The sequence below is a fragment of the Streptomyces sp. KR80 genome, from assembly GCF_052245555.1.
GTDB lineage: Bacteria > Actinomycetota > Actinomycetes > Streptomycetales > Streptomycetaceae > Streptomyces.
In genome coordinates this window covers 179,901-193,878 of record NZ_JBQQCD010000006.1, presented here as the reverse complement: position 1 = coordinate 193,878, position 13,978 = coordinate 179,901, and the positions used below count along the sequence as shown (strand labels likewise).

Sequence of the window (13,978 nt, the reverse complement as noted above, 5' to 3'; positions counted from 1 at the left end):
GCGGCGCGGTTACGTCCGGCGTCCCAAAGTCGGGCGCCGGGGGCTCGCTGGGCGGCACCCGGTACGACGGCGGGGTCAGGAGCGGTCGAGCGCCATGAGGGCCCGCCGCGCGAGCCCACTCGTCCGCACGAGCTCGGCCATAGTCGTCTGGCCCCGGGTGATCTCCGCGAAGACGTGCCACGCCGGGCGGAAACTCATGATCGCCGCGTGCACCAGTCCCGGGCGGCGCTCGAAGACCTGCAGCAGCCGCCGCCCGACCCCCATCTCCACGCCCAGCCCCGCCTTGATGGCGAACGCATAGTTCAGCGCCTGACGGCGGGCGTCCACCGCATCGTGCGCCTCGGCGATCCGTACCGCCCACTCCCCCGCCAGCCGCCCCGACCGCAGCGCGAAGGAGATCCCCTCGCGCGTCCACGGCTCGAGCAGTCCGGCCGCGTCCCCGCACACCAGCACCCGGCCGCGCGACAGCGGCGAGTCGTCCGACCGGCAGCGGGTCAGATGCCCGGAGGAGATGCTCGGCTCGAACCCGGCGAGCCCGAGCCGCGCGATGAAGTCCTCCAGGTAGCGCTTGGTGCCCGCGCCCTGGCCGCGCGCCGAGATCACGCCGACCGTGAGGGTGTCGCCCTTGGGGAACACCCAGCCGTAACTGCCCGGAATCGGCCCCCAGTCGATGAGTACGCGGCCTGCCCAGTCCTCCGCGACCGTCGCCGGAACCGGGATCTCCGCCTCCAGTCCGAGGTCCACCTGGTCGAGCTTCACCCCGACATGCGCTCCTATCCGGCTGGCGCTGCCGTCCGCGCCGACCACCGCGCGGGCCAGCACGGTCTCCCCGTCGTTCAGCACCACGGCGACCGTCCGCCGGTCCGGCACGGAGGGGCCGTGCTGCTCCACCCGCGAGACGGTGGCGCCCGTCCGTACCCGGGCACCGGCGTCCTGTGCCGCGGTGACCAGGGCCTGGTCGAACTCCGGCCGGTTGACCAGGCCGAAGAGCATGTGCCTGGACCGGCGGGTGCGGGTCAGCCTGCCGCCCAGCGAGAAGGTGACCGCGAACACCCGGTCGCGCAGCGGGAGTTCGAAGCCGGGCGGCAAGGCGTCGCGCGAGGGACCGATGATGCCGCCCCCGCATGTCTTGTAGCGGGGAAGCTCCGCCTTCTCCAGCAGCAGCACCGAGCGGCCGGCGACAGCCGCGGCATAGGCCGCCGATGCGCCGGCGGGGCCCGCCCCGACCACGACGACATCCCACACCGATGCGCTTTCCCGCCCTGCCTGCTCGCTGCTCACCTGCTACCGCTCCCACTCGCCCTGGTCCCCCCACAGCCGTTGGCCAGGGGATGCTCGGCTACCGATCCGCATCCTACGGCTCAAGGTCATCACGACCCGCTGTGGGATGATCGGCAGCACTGCGCGGCCCGCACACCAGCCCGGACCACAGCAGCCCCTACCCCGCCTTCCCCATCGCACCCACGAGGAGCGTGCCCATGGAGTCGACCCCGTTCGCCCCGCTCGCCGAGAGCGTCGCCTCGCTGCTGCCCCGCGCCAAGGCGGAGCTCGCCGAGCTGGTCGCCTTCCGGTCGGTCGCCGACCCCGCGCAGTTCCCGCGGAGCGAGTGCGAAGCGGCTGCGAACTGGGTCGCCGAGGCACTCACCGCGGAAGGTTTCCAGGACGTCGCGGTCCTCGACACCCCCGACGGCACACAGTCGGTCTACGGCTTCCTGCCCGGCCCGGAGGGCGCGCCGACCGTCCTGCTCTACGCGCACTACGACGTCCAGCCGCCGCTGGAGGAGTCCGCCTGGCTCTCCCCTCCGTTCGAGCTCACCGAGCGCGACGGCCGCTGGTACGGGCGCGGCGCCGCCGACTGCAAGGGCGGTCTCATCATGCACCTGACCGCGCTGCGCGCCCTCAAGGCGAACGGCGGCGTACCGGTCGGCGTGAAGATCATCGCTGAGGGGTCGGAGGAGCAGGGCACGGGAGGTCTGGAGCGGTACGCCGAGGAGCACCCCGAGCTGCTGGCCGCCGACACGATCGTCATCGGCGACTCGGGCAACTTCCGGGTCGGGCTGCCGACGGTCACCGCGACGCTGCGCGGCATGACCCTCGTCCGGGTCCAGGTGGACACCCTCGAGGGCAACCTCCACTCGGGCCAGTTCGGTGGCGCCGCACCCGACGCCCTGGCCGCGCTCATCCGCGTCCTGGACTCGTTGCGCGCCGACGACGGCTCGACGGCGGTCGAGGGCCTCGACTCCGACGCACGGTGGGAGGGGCTGCAGTACCCCGAGGAGGACTTCCGCAAGGACGCCAAGGTCCTCGACGGCGTCTGGCTGATCGGCTCGGGCACGGTCGCCGACCGCATCTGGGCGCGCCCGGCCGTCACGGTCCTCGGCGTCGACTGCCCACCCGTCGTGGGCGCCACGCCCTCCGTGCAGGCCAGTGCCCGTGCTCTGGTCAGTCTGCGCGTCCCGCCGGGCACCGACGCCGACGAGGCCACCGAACGGCTCGCCGCACACCTGGAGAGCAAGGTGCCCTGGGGCGCCCGAGCCACCGTCGAACAGCTCGCCCAGGGCCAGCCGTTCCGCGCCGACACCAGCAGCCCCGCGTACACCGCGATGGCGGCGGCGATGCAGGCCGCCTACCCGGGCGAGGAGATGCAAACAGCAGGTCAGGGGGGCTCGATCCCGCTGTGCAACACCCTCGCCGAGCTCTATCCGGAGGCGGAGATCCTGTTGATCGGCCTGAGCGAACCGCAGGCGCAGATCCACGCGGTGAACGAGAGCGTCTCCCCGGAGGAACTGGAGCGACTCTCCCTCGCGGAAGCGCTGTTCCTGGTCAACTACGCGGCGTCCCAGGCAGGCTGAGCGGCGGCACCCTGGTGCACGCACGGCGAGGATTCCGCCGTCCCGGCCGCGACGCCTACGGTCGAGGCCCAGGACCTCATCACTGCCGGCGTGAGGCACGGGAAGGCGCCGCGCGCTCTGCGTGGATCGGCCGAGCGGGAGGCGGCCTCCCTGGATGCGGACGGCCGCTCTTCGCCCTGACATCAGCCGACCGGAACCCCTGCCTCCAGGTTGAGGACCGTGTTCCGCTCGCGGGCGCGCAGCGCCCAGCGGAGGCGGTTGAAGCGGAGCGGCGGCAGTAGCTCCGCCGCCTCCCCCTCGCTGACGAAGCGCCAGTCGCGCAGCTCCGCGCACGGCAGCAGCAGCCGGTCGGCGGAGCCACTGCCGAGCCGGCCGCCGTCGAAGAGCAGGCGGAGTCCGCCGAAGGCGGGCGGCCGGGGCGGCTCCCAGTCGACGACCAGGAGGCCCGGTACCTGATTCAGCCGGATCCCGATCTCCTCGGCGACCTCGCGCATGCCGGCCCGGGCGGGTGACTCGCCCGGTTCGACGACCCCGCCGGGGAACTCCCAGCCCGGCTTGTACGTGGGATCGACGAGCAACACCCGGTCCTGCTCGTCGAAGAGGAGCACCCCGGCCGCCAGGGTCTCGGCCGTGGGCTCGGGCGTCTGCACAATCCGGCAGGCCGCGGCGGCCCCGGTCCGTACGGCCTCGGCAACGCGCTCGGCGGTCTGCCGCGGGGTGAGGCGACTGGTGTCGATGACATGGGCGTCGGCGCTGAGCCAGGGCAGCGCGGAGTGGTACGGGGCGATGTGGTCCAGTGCCCACTGCCGGTCACTCGCGCTGCGTTCCGCGTCCTCGTACTCCTCGCGACCCGCGATCCGCTCGCGCAGGATCGTTTCGTCAGGTGCTAGTAGCACATGCCGCACGGGGATCCGGCGCGCTGCGAGGCCGCCGAAGATCTCGTCGCGGTAGTCCTGGCGCAGCAGTGTCATCGGCACGACGAGCGTGCCGCCCAGCTCGGCCAGCATCGCAGCCGCGGTGTCGACCACCAGCCTGCGCCAGATCGCCAGGTCCTGAGGGTCGCTGACCTCGTTCAGCCGCTTCTGCGGCAGCAGCTGCCGCAGCGTTCCGCCGGTCACCTCGGGGTCGTACAGGGTGCTGCCCGGTATCAAATCGGTCAGTTCTCGTGCCGCGCTTGTCTTCCCCGCACTGAACGCACCGTTCAGCCAGACGATCACGGTTCCCCCTCTTCGGTAGCCCCCAGTGGACTGCCCGCTACACCTTGCCCCGGAAACCCTCCGGGGCAAGGCGCGCGGTCGACGGCCGCCCACAGCGGCCGGACGCAGACAGTTCAGCCCTTGCTTGAGCCGAGGGTCAGGCCGGCGATGAAGTGCCGTTGGAGGATGAGGAACACGAGGATCGTGGGCAGCGCGACGATCACCGACCCCGCTGCGAGCAGGTTGTAGTCCGTGAAGAACTGGCCGCGGAGGTTGTTCAGCGCGGAGGTGATGGGGAGCTTGTCCCCATCGGAGACGAAGACCAGGGCCCAGAGGAAGTCGTTGTACATCCAGGTGAACTGGAGCGTGCCCAGGGCCGCGAGGGCGGGACGGCACAACGGCAGGGTGATCCGCCAGTACTGCGTCCACACCCCGGCCCCGTCAACCACCGCCGCCTCCAGGATCTCGTGCGGCAGCGTCCGCATGAAGTTGGCCAGGACGAAGACACAGAAGCCCAGCTGGAAGCCGACTTGAACGGCGATCACGGCCCAGTAGGAGTCGTACATGGTCATCGACTCCGACATCCAGTACGGCAGCGGGACGCGGTTGAACAGGACGTACAGCGGGGTGACGATGACCTGTTGGGGCAGCAGGTTGCCCGCGGTGAAGAGCATCAGGAGCACCATGCCGCCGCGCATCCGCAGCCGGGCGACCGCGAAGGCCACGAAGGAAGCGAGGAAGAGCGCGAGCAGCACACCGGGAACGGCGATGAGCAGCGAGTTGACGAAGTACTTGGTCATCCCGGAGTCGAGAAACGCCTGCCGGTAGTAGTCGAAGGACAGATTCCGGGGCAGCGAGAAGTACCCGTGCCGGGCGGTCTCCTCGTACGGCCGCAGAGACGCGTACACGGCCAGCAGCAGCGGTGCGAGGAAGGCGAGCGACACGGCCAGCAGGAATGCGTGCAGGCCCAGCCGGGCCGGGCGGACGCGCAGCCGGCCCCGGGTGCGGGGCGCGGTCGGGGACGGGGAGGGGACGGCCGGCGCCGGCGCGGTGTCGACGGTCATGCCTTCTTCTCCCCTCGGAGTTCCTGGACGAGGTAGGTGATGATGAAGCCCAGGGAGACGGTGAGCAGGACGACGGCGATGGCCGAGCCGAAGCCGATGCGGCTGGCCTCGCCGATGATGTTGTCGGTGACCAGGACGGACAGTAGTTCCAAGCCGTTTCTGCCCTTGTTGATGGCGTAGACGATGTCGAAGGCGCGCAGCGCCTCGATGACCGTGATGACGCCGACGATGACATTGACCGGCCGGAGGGTCGGAAGAACGATCCGGAAGAACGTCTGGGTCTCACTCGCACCGTCGATGGCCGCCGCCTCCTTGAGCGACGCGTCGACCGATTTGAGTCCGGCGAGGTAGAGGATCATGACGTAGCCCGTGTGCCGCCAGGCGGCGGCCAGCAGGACCATCCAGATGTTCAGGTCGGGGTTGCCGAGCCAGTCCACCGGGTTGTCCTGGTTGGCGAGCACCGCGTTGAGCGCTCCCTGGTCGCGGGAGAAGACCAGCTGCGCGATGAAGCCGACGATCGCGAGCGAGAGCACCACGGGCATGTAGAGCGTCGACTGGTAGAAGCGGCTGAAGCGGACACCCTTGTCGATGAGAACCGCGAGAAAGAGCCCGAACGGTGTGGCGACGAGTCCCAGGAAGCCCAGCCACAGAAGGTTGTTGCGGACCGCGGGCCAGAACTGCGGATAGTCGGTGAAGAGTGTGGCGTAGTTCTTACTTCCGGCCCACTCGATGTCCCCGATGCCGTCCCAGGTGGTGAAGGACAGCCCGATGGACGCCAGGGTCGGGCCCCAGATCAGGGCGATGTCGAGCAGAATGGGTATACCCAGCAGCAGGCCGAGGACGGCGAGGTCGCGGCGCGTGAAGCGCCGCGGGCCCCGTCGTCCGGTACGCGCTGCGGGCCGCGCGGTGTGAAGCGGCACTGCAGGTGACTCCTCATCGGTCCGGCCAGATCGGCCAGTTCTTCGGCTGATCCGTCGAGACTAGTCCGCGGCGAAGATGTCCTTCTTCTGCCGCTCGATGTCCTTGACCAGGCCGTCGATGTCGTTCGGGTTGTTGATGAACTCCTGGATCGCCCGGATCATGACCGTGGAGGCGAAATCCGGTCGGGTGTCGCGGTCCATGAACTGCGAGATCTGCTTGGCGCCCGAGACCAGTTCGGCGGCCTTCTTCTGCAGCGTGTTGTACGAGGCCGCGTCCGCGTCTTCGTGAACTGCGACGTTGTTCGGGTCGCTCTTCAGATAGAGCTCTTCGGCCTCCGGCGTGGCCAGGTACTTCAGCAGGTCCTTCGCACCGCTGGTGTTCCTGGCCTTCTTCGCCATGAGGAAGCCGTCGATCGGCGCCTCGACCGCGTCCTGGCCGTGCTCCGGTGCGATCTCCGGGAAGGGGAAGAAGTCGAGGTCCTCGCGGTCGGCCTGGCTGAACTGCTGGCCGGGGTGGGGAAGTCCGTACACGGCCATTCCGGCCTTCTTCTGCTGCAGCGCCTGGCAGGCCTCCTGCCAGGAACGGCCGTTCGCCCCCTTCTGGTGATACGGCATCAGTCCGCGCCACAGGTCGAAGACGTTCTTCACCCGCGGATCGGTCCAGGATTCCTCGCCGCTCATCAGCGATATGTGGAAGTCGTAGCCGTTGGCGCGCATGTTGAGATAGTCGAACGTGCCCATCGCGGGCCAGCCGTCCTTGTCGCCGAAGGCGAAGGGGACGAGGCCGTCCTTGTCCATCTTCCGGGCCAGCGCCCGATAGTCGTCGAAGGTCTTCGGGACCTCGTAACCGCCCTTCTCGAAGACGCTCTTCCGGTAGAAGACGGCCCACGGGTAGTAGTAGTAGGGGACGAAGTACTGCTTTCCGTCCTCCCCCGTGGACTGCTTCTTCAATGCGTCCGAGAAGCCGTCGAAGCCCTCCCAGAGATCGCTGATGTCGGAGAGCAGGCCCTTCTTCGCGAAGAACTGCATCCGGTACCCGGCGAACCACATGAAGACATCGTCCGGGGTGCCCTGCAGATACCGGTTGATGTTCTCCTGGAAGGTGTTGTGGTCAACGGTGTTGACCTTGATCGTCTTCTTCGACTTCTTCTCATAGGCAGCGAAGGCCTGGCCGTACGACTTCTTCGGGATCGGGTCCGAGGCGTTGGAGCCCATCTTGATCGTGTCCGCGTCGGCTCCGGGGCCACCGCCGCAGGCGGTGAGCAGTGACGGGAGAGTGACAGCCCCCGCTCCGAGGGCCGCACCTCGCAACAGGGACCGACGGGACATCCGATGTCCTGTCCTGTCCCATCCCCCGGCCTGACCGTTGAAGAATGACTGCGCCATGTCCCCCTCCTCGGAGGTAACCGAACACAACCGAACGCGAGCGTTCGGATCTCATCCTGCTCAGGTGGTGTCGTCAAGGTTTTTGACGTACGAATGCCCAACCGTTACCGCATCTCTTCCAACAGAGTCGAACAGGGTCTACCGTAAACGCTCGCGGTGTTACGTACATGACATCCATGTCATCCTGCGAAGACGGAGGACCGTAACGATGCGCCACTTATCCGCCCGTAACGGAACCCGAAGAGTCATCGGAGCCATGGCCGCCGCGCTGCTCTGCGGCGCGGGGCTCGCGGCGCCGGCCGCTCCCGCGACGGCTGCTCCGGCTGGGGGCACCGCGTCCGCGGAGAAGCCCGCCGCGCCGGGCGACGGGCTCGCCCTGACACCCCCCATGGGGTTCAACAACTGGAACACCACCCACTGCCGGGCCGAGTTCAACGAGGCCATGGTCAAGGGGATCGCCGACATCTTCGTGTCGAAAGGCCTCAAAGCCGCCGGTTACCAGTACGTCAACCTCGACGACTGCTGGGCCCTCCCCCAGCGCGACGGAAACGGCAAGCTCGTCCCCGACCCGGCGCGCTTCCCCAACGGCATCAAGGCGGTCGCCGACTACGTCCACTCCAAGGGCCTGAAGTTCGGCATCTATACCAGCGCGGGCACGAAGACGTGCAACAAGGCCGGCTTCCCGGGCGCGCTCGGCCACGAGTACAGCGACGCCAAGCAGTTCGCGGACTGGGGCGTGGACTACCTCAAGTACGACAACTGCAACAACCAGGGCGTGGACGCGAAAAAGCGGTACACCACCATGCGGGACGCGCTCAAAGCCACCGGCCGCCCCATCGTCTACAGCATTTGCGAGTGGGGCCAGAACAAGCCCTGGGAGTGGGCGGGAGACGTCGGTCACCTCTGGCGCACCACCGGCGACATCAGCGACCGGTGGTCCAGCATGGTCTCGATCATGAAGAAGAACCTGCCGCTCGCGCCCTACGCAAAGCCGGGCAACTGGAACGACCCCGACATGCTCGAGGTCGGCAACGGCGGCATGACCGCCACCGAGTACCGCACGCACTTCTCGATGTGGTCCGTCATGGCCGCGCCCCTGCTCATCGGTTCCGATCTGCGCAAGGTGAGCCAGGAGACCTTCGAGATTCTGGGCAACCGCGAGGTCATCGCCGTCGATCAGGACCCGCTGGGCAAGCAGGGCAAGGTGCTCTCCTCCGAGGGCGGCCGCTGGGTCGTGGCCAAGGAGATGACCGACGGCAGCCGCGCCGTCGCCCTCTTCAACGAGTCGGCAACCACGCAGCGCATCTCCACCACGGCGAAGGCCGTGGGTCTGCCGGAGGCGGATGCGTACACGGTGCGCGATCTGTGGAAGCACGAGACCTCCAACTCGGCGGGGACGATCTCGGCATCCGTGCCGGCGCACGGCACGGTCCTGGTACGCGTCGCGGTCGACCCGAAGTGGGCCGACTACCCGCCCGCCGTCGAGCTGGGGCTCGACGGACGGGCGCTGGCCGAGGCAGGACAGACGAGCAAGCTCGCCACGACCGTGACCAATCTGGGCCGCACGCCCGCCAAGCGGGTCTCGGCCACTCTGGCTGCTCCCGAGGGCTGGACGGTGAAGGCCACGTCGCCGACTACGGCCCCTTCACTGCCCACCGGCGGGGAACTGACGACGGCCTGGACGATCACCTCCCCGTCCAGTACGCCTCCCGGCACGTACAACCTCACCCTCAGATCCGCGTACACCTCCCCGCAAGGCGCCCAAGCGGCAGCGGAGCTTCCCGCCGGCATCGCGGTCGTCGTGCCGCCCCCGAGCGGGACCTCGCACCTCAGCGATGTGCCGTGGCTGAGCGCGAGCAACGGCTGGGGTCCGGTGGAGAAGGACACCAGCGTCGGAGAGAGCGCCGCGGGTGACGGGAAGCCGATCACCATCGGCGGCGCGGTCTTCGCCAAGGGTCTGGGGGTGCACGCCCCGAGCGTCGTGGAGTACTACACGGGCGGACGCTGCCGTACGGCGACCGCACAGGTGGGGGTCGACGACGAGAAGACGTCGAACGGAACCGTGACCTTCGAGATCTGGGCGGACGGCACGAAGGTCGCGTCGACCGGGGTGCTCACCACGGCGATGCCGGCGCAACCCCTCTCGGCGGATGTGACCGGGGCGAGCGTCGTACGCCTCGTCGTGACAGACGGCGGTGACGGCATCGACTCCGACCACGCGGACTGGGCGAACGCGAAGTTGACCTGCTGACGCAGAGGCTCGGAGGACCCGCTGTGCCTGGGTGTGGGTATTCGTTCCGCGGGGCTGGGGGTACCTCTCAGGCGAAGCTCTGGGGGAGGGTGGGCACACCCGGGCCCGCACCCGGCAACGGCGCACAACCCCCGCCGTGGGTTCCCGTCTCGTACGCGGCTGCACGCCGGTGGCGGGGGACGTACCGGCTACGGGGCGGGAGACCCCGCGGGGGATGCCACCGGCGCCGGGCGAACCGCGCCGGACGGCGTCCACGCTGCCGCGGCCGCGCCCACGAGCCCCGCGTCCGTGCCCATCTGGGCTGGTACGACGTCGAGCCGCTGGACGAAGGAGAGCGTGGCGTAGTCCCGCAGCGACCGGCGCAGCGGGCTGAAGAGCACCTCGCCCGCCTCGGCCACTCCTCCGCCGATCACCGCGATCTCGATCTCGACGAGCGTGGCCGTCGCCGCGATCCCGGCGGCGAGAGCCTGCGCCGCGCGCTCGAAGGAGGCCCGGGCGACCGGGTCTCCGGCACGTGCCGAGCGGGCCACCGCAACCGCCGTGCTGTCGCCGTCAGGACCCGGTCGCCAGCCGCCCTCGTGGGCGCGGCGGGCGATGTTGGGGCCACTCGCGATGCGCTCGACACAGCCGCGCGCGCCACAGGGGCAGAGATCGCCGTCGAGGTCCACGCTGATGTGACCGATGTGGCCGGCGTTCCCGGTGGGGCCCGGATGGGGCCGTCCGTTCAGCACCAGGCCGCCGCCCACTCCGGTGGAGACCACCATGCAGAGGGCGTTGGCCCGGCCACGGGCGGCACCCAGCCAGTGCTCGGCGGCCGTCATCGCGACTCCGTCGCCGATGAGTGTGATCGGCAGGCCCCCGACGGCGGCCGCCACGCGGTCCACCAACGGGTAGTCCCGCCAGCCCGGGACGTTGACGGGGCTGACCGTCCCGGCCGAGGCGTCGACCGGTCCGGCGCTGCCGATGCCGACCGCGCTGACCTGGTCCCAGTGCACGTCGGAGGCGAGGTCCTGGAGCACGGCCGCCACGGCGGCCATGACCGTGTCACCGTCCTCATCTGCGGGGGTCGGCCGCTGGGCCCGGACGAGGAGCTTCCCGCCGCTGTCGACCAGCCCCCCGGCGATCTTGGTCCCCCCGATGTCGAGGGCGGCGACGACGTCGTTGCGCATCGGTGTCGTATCTCCTGGTGGGCGGCGGTTCCGACGGTTCAGTCTCACTGCTTTTGACAACGTTGTCCAGGCCTTATGCTCATAGCCGACCCGCCATTGGACGAACAGGACTGTGCACCGTGGCCGACATCGCCCCTCGCACGAAGCGCCGCTACAGCGCCCGGCCGACCATGAAGGACGTCGCCTTGCGGGCCGGCGTCGGCCTCAAAACCGTCTCGCGGGTGGTGAACGGTGAGCCCGGTGTCACGCCCGACACCATGCGCCGGGTGCAGGAGTCGATCGAGGCCCTGGGCTTCCGGCGCAACGACAGCGCCCGGGTGCTGCGCAAGGGCCGTACGGCGAGCATCGGGCTGGTCCTGGAGGACCTGGCGGATCCCTTCTACGGGCCGATGAGCCGCGCCGTCGAGGAGACGGCCCGGGCGCACGGCGCCCTGTTGATCCACGGGTCCAGCGCCGAGGACTCCGAGCGGGAGCGCGAGCTGGCACTGGCCTTCTGCGCCCGCCGGGTGGACGGACTCGTGATCGTCCCCGCCAGCGACGACCACCGCTACCTCGAACCGGAGATCGCGGCGGGCGTGGCCACGGTGTTCGTGGACCGCCCGCCGGGGCGGATCGAGGCGGACGTGGTGCTGACCGACAACTTCACCGGCGCGCGCGACGGTGTGGCGCACCTCATAGCCCACGGTCACCGCAGGATCGGTTTCATCGGCGACCAGCCGCGGATCCACACCGCGACCGAGCGGTTGCGCGGGTACCGCGCGGCCATGGCGGACGCCGGTCTGCCGGTCGACGACTCCTGGGTGGCGCTGGGCTCCACCGACCCGGAGCGCGTACGGTCCGCGGCCCTGTCGATGCTGGACGGCCCCGAACCGATCACCGCGCTGTTCTCGGGGAACAACCGGGTGACGGTCACGGCGGTCCGTGTCCTCAGCGGTCGGCCGCGGCCCGTCGCCCTGGTCGGCTTCGACGACTTCGAACTGGCCGATCTCCTCTCCCCCGCCGTCACCGTGATCGCCCAGGACGCCGCCCAGTTGGGGCGCACCGCCGCGGAGCGGCTGTTCCGGCGGCTGGACGGCGGGGCGGACGAGCCGGTCCAGGTCCTGTTGCCGACCCGGCTGATCCCCCGAGGGTCGGGGGAGCTGCCGCCGCCCGCGGATCTGGCCTGACGCGTTGCTGTGGTCCATCAGCAGATCGGCAGGCCCGGGACCGGTTGGTCGTTGTCTCCGCCCTTGATGTAGACGTCGCTGATGTAGACCCCGGTGTTGCCGCTGTCGTCATCGGTCTTGGCCCACCAGACATTCGTCCACCGGTCGTAGGTCTCCCGGCGGCCCTGCGTCTGGCAGTAGAAGTAGTTCGTCCCCGCGTTGAGCACGCCCACCTCGGTGCCGGCGCTGTTATAGGACTTGGCGGTCTTCCAGACCTGGCAGTTGTACTTGCCGCCGCCGATGGCGTGGCACACCGGCGCCGGCGCCGGATCCTCGGCGCCGCCGGTGCTGCCGCCGCTGGAGCCGCCGCCGCTCGTGGACGTGGACACGCCGCTGCCGTCGCCGGCCGAATCGCCGCCGGAGTCCGACCCGTCGCCCGTGCCGCCGGAGTCGCTCCCTCCGGTTGTCTCACCGTCCCCGCCGCCGGCCGCCGGCTTGGTCGTCCCGGGTGACGGGGACGTCTTCCCCGTGGGCTTGGCGCGCTTCGCCTTCTCGCCCGCCGACTTGCCCTGTTCCCCTGGCTTCTCCTCGCCGGGTGCGGAACCAGGAGCGGACGGCGTGCGGCGCGAGGCGGCCTGCTGCGAGTCACCGAAACCGTCGATCATCGCGGCGGCGGTCACTCCGGCTCCGGCAAGGAGAGCGGCCGCGACCGCGGCGGCGACGACGACCCGCCGGCGACGGCCGCCTTCGGAGCCCTGCGAAGAGCCACTGGTGACCAGCGGGGCGTCGGCGGCATACCCGATCGAGTGCGCGGGCGCCCCGGGCGGGCCCGGCTGCGGGGGAATCGCCTGCGGGGGTCCGGAGGGCAGAGGTACGTCCCGTACCGGGCCGAAGCGCGGGGTGTCCAGCACCGTCGGCTCCCGCGACGCCCCCGCTCCGCCGAGGTCCGGGGCATCGCCCGGCCCTTCGTACGGCAGCCCCGCCGCGACCGCTTCCAGCAGCTTCCGGGCGCGAGGTGCGTCAGGACGCCGCTGCGGGTCCTTGTGCATCAGCTCCCGCAGCACGGGCGTCAGCGGCCCGGCCCGCCGCGGCTCGGGCATCGGCTCGGCGACGATCGCGGTGATGGTGGAGTACGTGGACGTGCGACGGAAGGGCGCGGAGCCCTCCACCGCGGCGTACAGCGTCGCCCCCAGCGACCAGACGTCGGAGGCGGCACCCGGCTCCTGTCCCTGGGCCCGCTCGGGAGCGAGGTAGTCCAGCGAGCCGACGATGTCCCCGCTCTGCGTGATCCGGGTCGCCGCTCCGTCTCCCGGGTCGTCCATGGTGGCGATGCCGAAGTCGGTGAGCACGACCCGGCCTCCCAGTGGGGGCACGCCCGCCCCGGGGCCAGGGGGAGCGTCGGCATGGGTGCTCCCTCGGTCGAGGAGTACGTTCCCGGGCTTGACGTCGCGGTGCAGGACCCCGGCCCGGTGGGCGGCGTCCAGCGCCTCCATCACCTTGGCGCCGATGGCCGCCGCCTCCCGCGGGCCGATCACACCGTGCTCCCGGATGACGTCGTCGAGCGAGGGGCCGTCGATGAGCTCCATGATGATCAGCGGGCACCCGTCGTCCTCGGCGACGTCGTGCACCGCGATGACCCCCGGGTGCTTGATCCGGGCCGCGGCCCGCGCCTCGCGCTGCATCCGCAGTCGCAGATCGGTGAGTTCGGGGCCCGAGGAGTCGCGGTAGGTGCGCAGCACCTTGACGGCGACCTCGCGGCCGAGGACTTCGTCGACGGCCCGGCACACCACGCCCATGCCGCCGCGGCCGAGTTGACGCACCACCCGGTAACGGCCAGCCAGCAGTCGCCCCGCCCAGTCCTGCCCGTACTCCCCCGAAGACACCGCCGCCCCGCTCCTTCAACCGATTCTTGTGGCGTACAGCCTAAGGGGCGGTTTCGGCGGGCTGTTCGGTGACCTGGGCACACACTCACAGCGGCGCCACAACTCGGCTGTG

10 protein-coding genes are annotated in these 13,978 nt (G+C 70.2%); 3 read left to right on the top strand and 7 right to left on the bottom strand.

Going from position 1 to position 13,978, the window contains the following annotated elements:
- Positions 1–75: 75 nt before the first annotated feature.
- On the bottom strand, positions 76–1,281 hold the full coding sequence (locus ACTWQI_RS11995) for a geranylgeranyl reductase family protein (RefSeq protein ID WP_443269801.1): 1,206 nt from the start codon (positions 1,279–1,281) through the stop codon (positions 76–78).
- A gap of 197 nt (positions 1,282–1,478) precedes the next feature.
- Here ACTWQI_RS11995 and ACTWQI_RS11990 point away from each other — a divergent pair, with 197 nt between their 5' ends.
- Complete coding sequence (locus ACTWQI_RS11990) at positions 1,479–2,852, top strand: dipeptidase (protein ID WP_443269800.1); 1,374 nt, start codon at positions 1,479–1,481, stop codon at positions 2,850–2,852.
- Between the two features lie 182 nt (positions 2,853–3,034).
- Here the strand turns inward: ACTWQI_RS11990 and ACTWQI_RS11985 are convergent, their stop codons facing one another.
- From ACTWQI_RS11985 to ACTWQI_RS11970, 4 genes are all read right to left on the bottom strand, one after another.
- Positions 3,035–4,069, bottom strand: a complete 1,035-nt coding sequence (locus ACTWQI_RS11985) for an NUDIX domain-containing protein (protein WP_443269799.1) — start codon at positions 4,067–4,069, stop codon at positions 3,035–3,037.
- A gap of 113 nt (positions 4,070–4,182) precedes the next feature.
- Entirely contained in the window at positions 4,183–5,112 is a 930-nt protein-coding gene (locus ACTWQI_RS11980) for a carbohydrate ABC transporter permease (RefSeq protein ID WP_443269798.1), read from the bottom strand.
- Positions 5,109–6,032 carry a carbohydrate ABC transporter permease gene (locus tag ACTWQI_RS11975; RefSeq protein WP_443269797.1) on the bottom strand — a complete coding sequence of 308 codons (924 nt, stop codon included), beginning with the start codon at positions 6,030–6,032 and terminating at the stop codon, positions 5,109–5,111. The genes ACTWQI_RS11980 and ACTWQI_RS11975 overlap by 4 nt, the downstream gene beginning before the upstream one ends.
- A gap of 60 nt (positions 6,033–6,092) precedes the next feature.
- A complete protein-coding gene (locus ACTWQI_RS11970) occupies positions 6,093–7,361 on the bottom strand; it encodes an ABC transporter substrate-binding protein (RefSeq protein ID WP_443269921.1) in 1,269 nt (422 codons plus the stop codon).
- A 265-nt stretch (positions 7,362–7,626) separates the two neighbouring features.
- Here ACTWQI_RS11970 and ACTWQI_RS11965 point away from each other — a divergent pair, with 265 nt between their 5' ends.
- Positions 7,627–9,669 (top strand): NPCBM/NEW2 domain-containing protein, encoded by a 2,043-nt coding sequence (locus tag ACTWQI_RS11965; RefSeq protein WP_443269796.1) that lies wholly within the window; start codon positions 7,627–7,629, stop codon positions 9,667–9,669.
- Between the two features lie 188 nt (positions 9,670–9,857).
- Here ACTWQI_RS11965 and ACTWQI_RS11960 read toward each other — a convergent pair whose 3' ends face one another.
- Entirely contained in the window at positions 9,858–10,838 is a 981-nt protein-coding gene (locus tag ACTWQI_RS11960; RefSeq protein ID WP_443269795.1) for an ROK family protein, read from the bottom strand.
- Between the two features lie 170 nt (positions 10,839–11,008).
- Here ACTWQI_RS11960 and ACTWQI_RS11955 point away from each other — a divergent pair, with 170 nt between their 5' ends.
- Positions 11,009–12,004: a LacI family DNA-binding transcriptional regulator gene (locus ACTWQI_RS11955; protein ID WP_443269919.1), complete on the top strand. Its 996-nt coding sequence runs from the start codon at positions 11,009–11,011 to the stop codon at positions 12,002–12,004.
- Positions 12,005–12,021: 17 nt separating this feature from the next.
- Here the strand turns inward: ACTWQI_RS11955 and ACTWQI_RS11950 are convergent, their stop codons facing one another.
- Positions 12,022–13,866, bottom strand: coding sequence for a serine/threonine-protein kinase (locus ACTWQI_RS11950; RefSeq protein WP_443269794.1), 1,845 nt, complete (start codon positions 13,864–13,866; stop codon positions 12,022–12,024).
- Positions 13,867–13,978 lie beyond the last annotated feature (112 nt).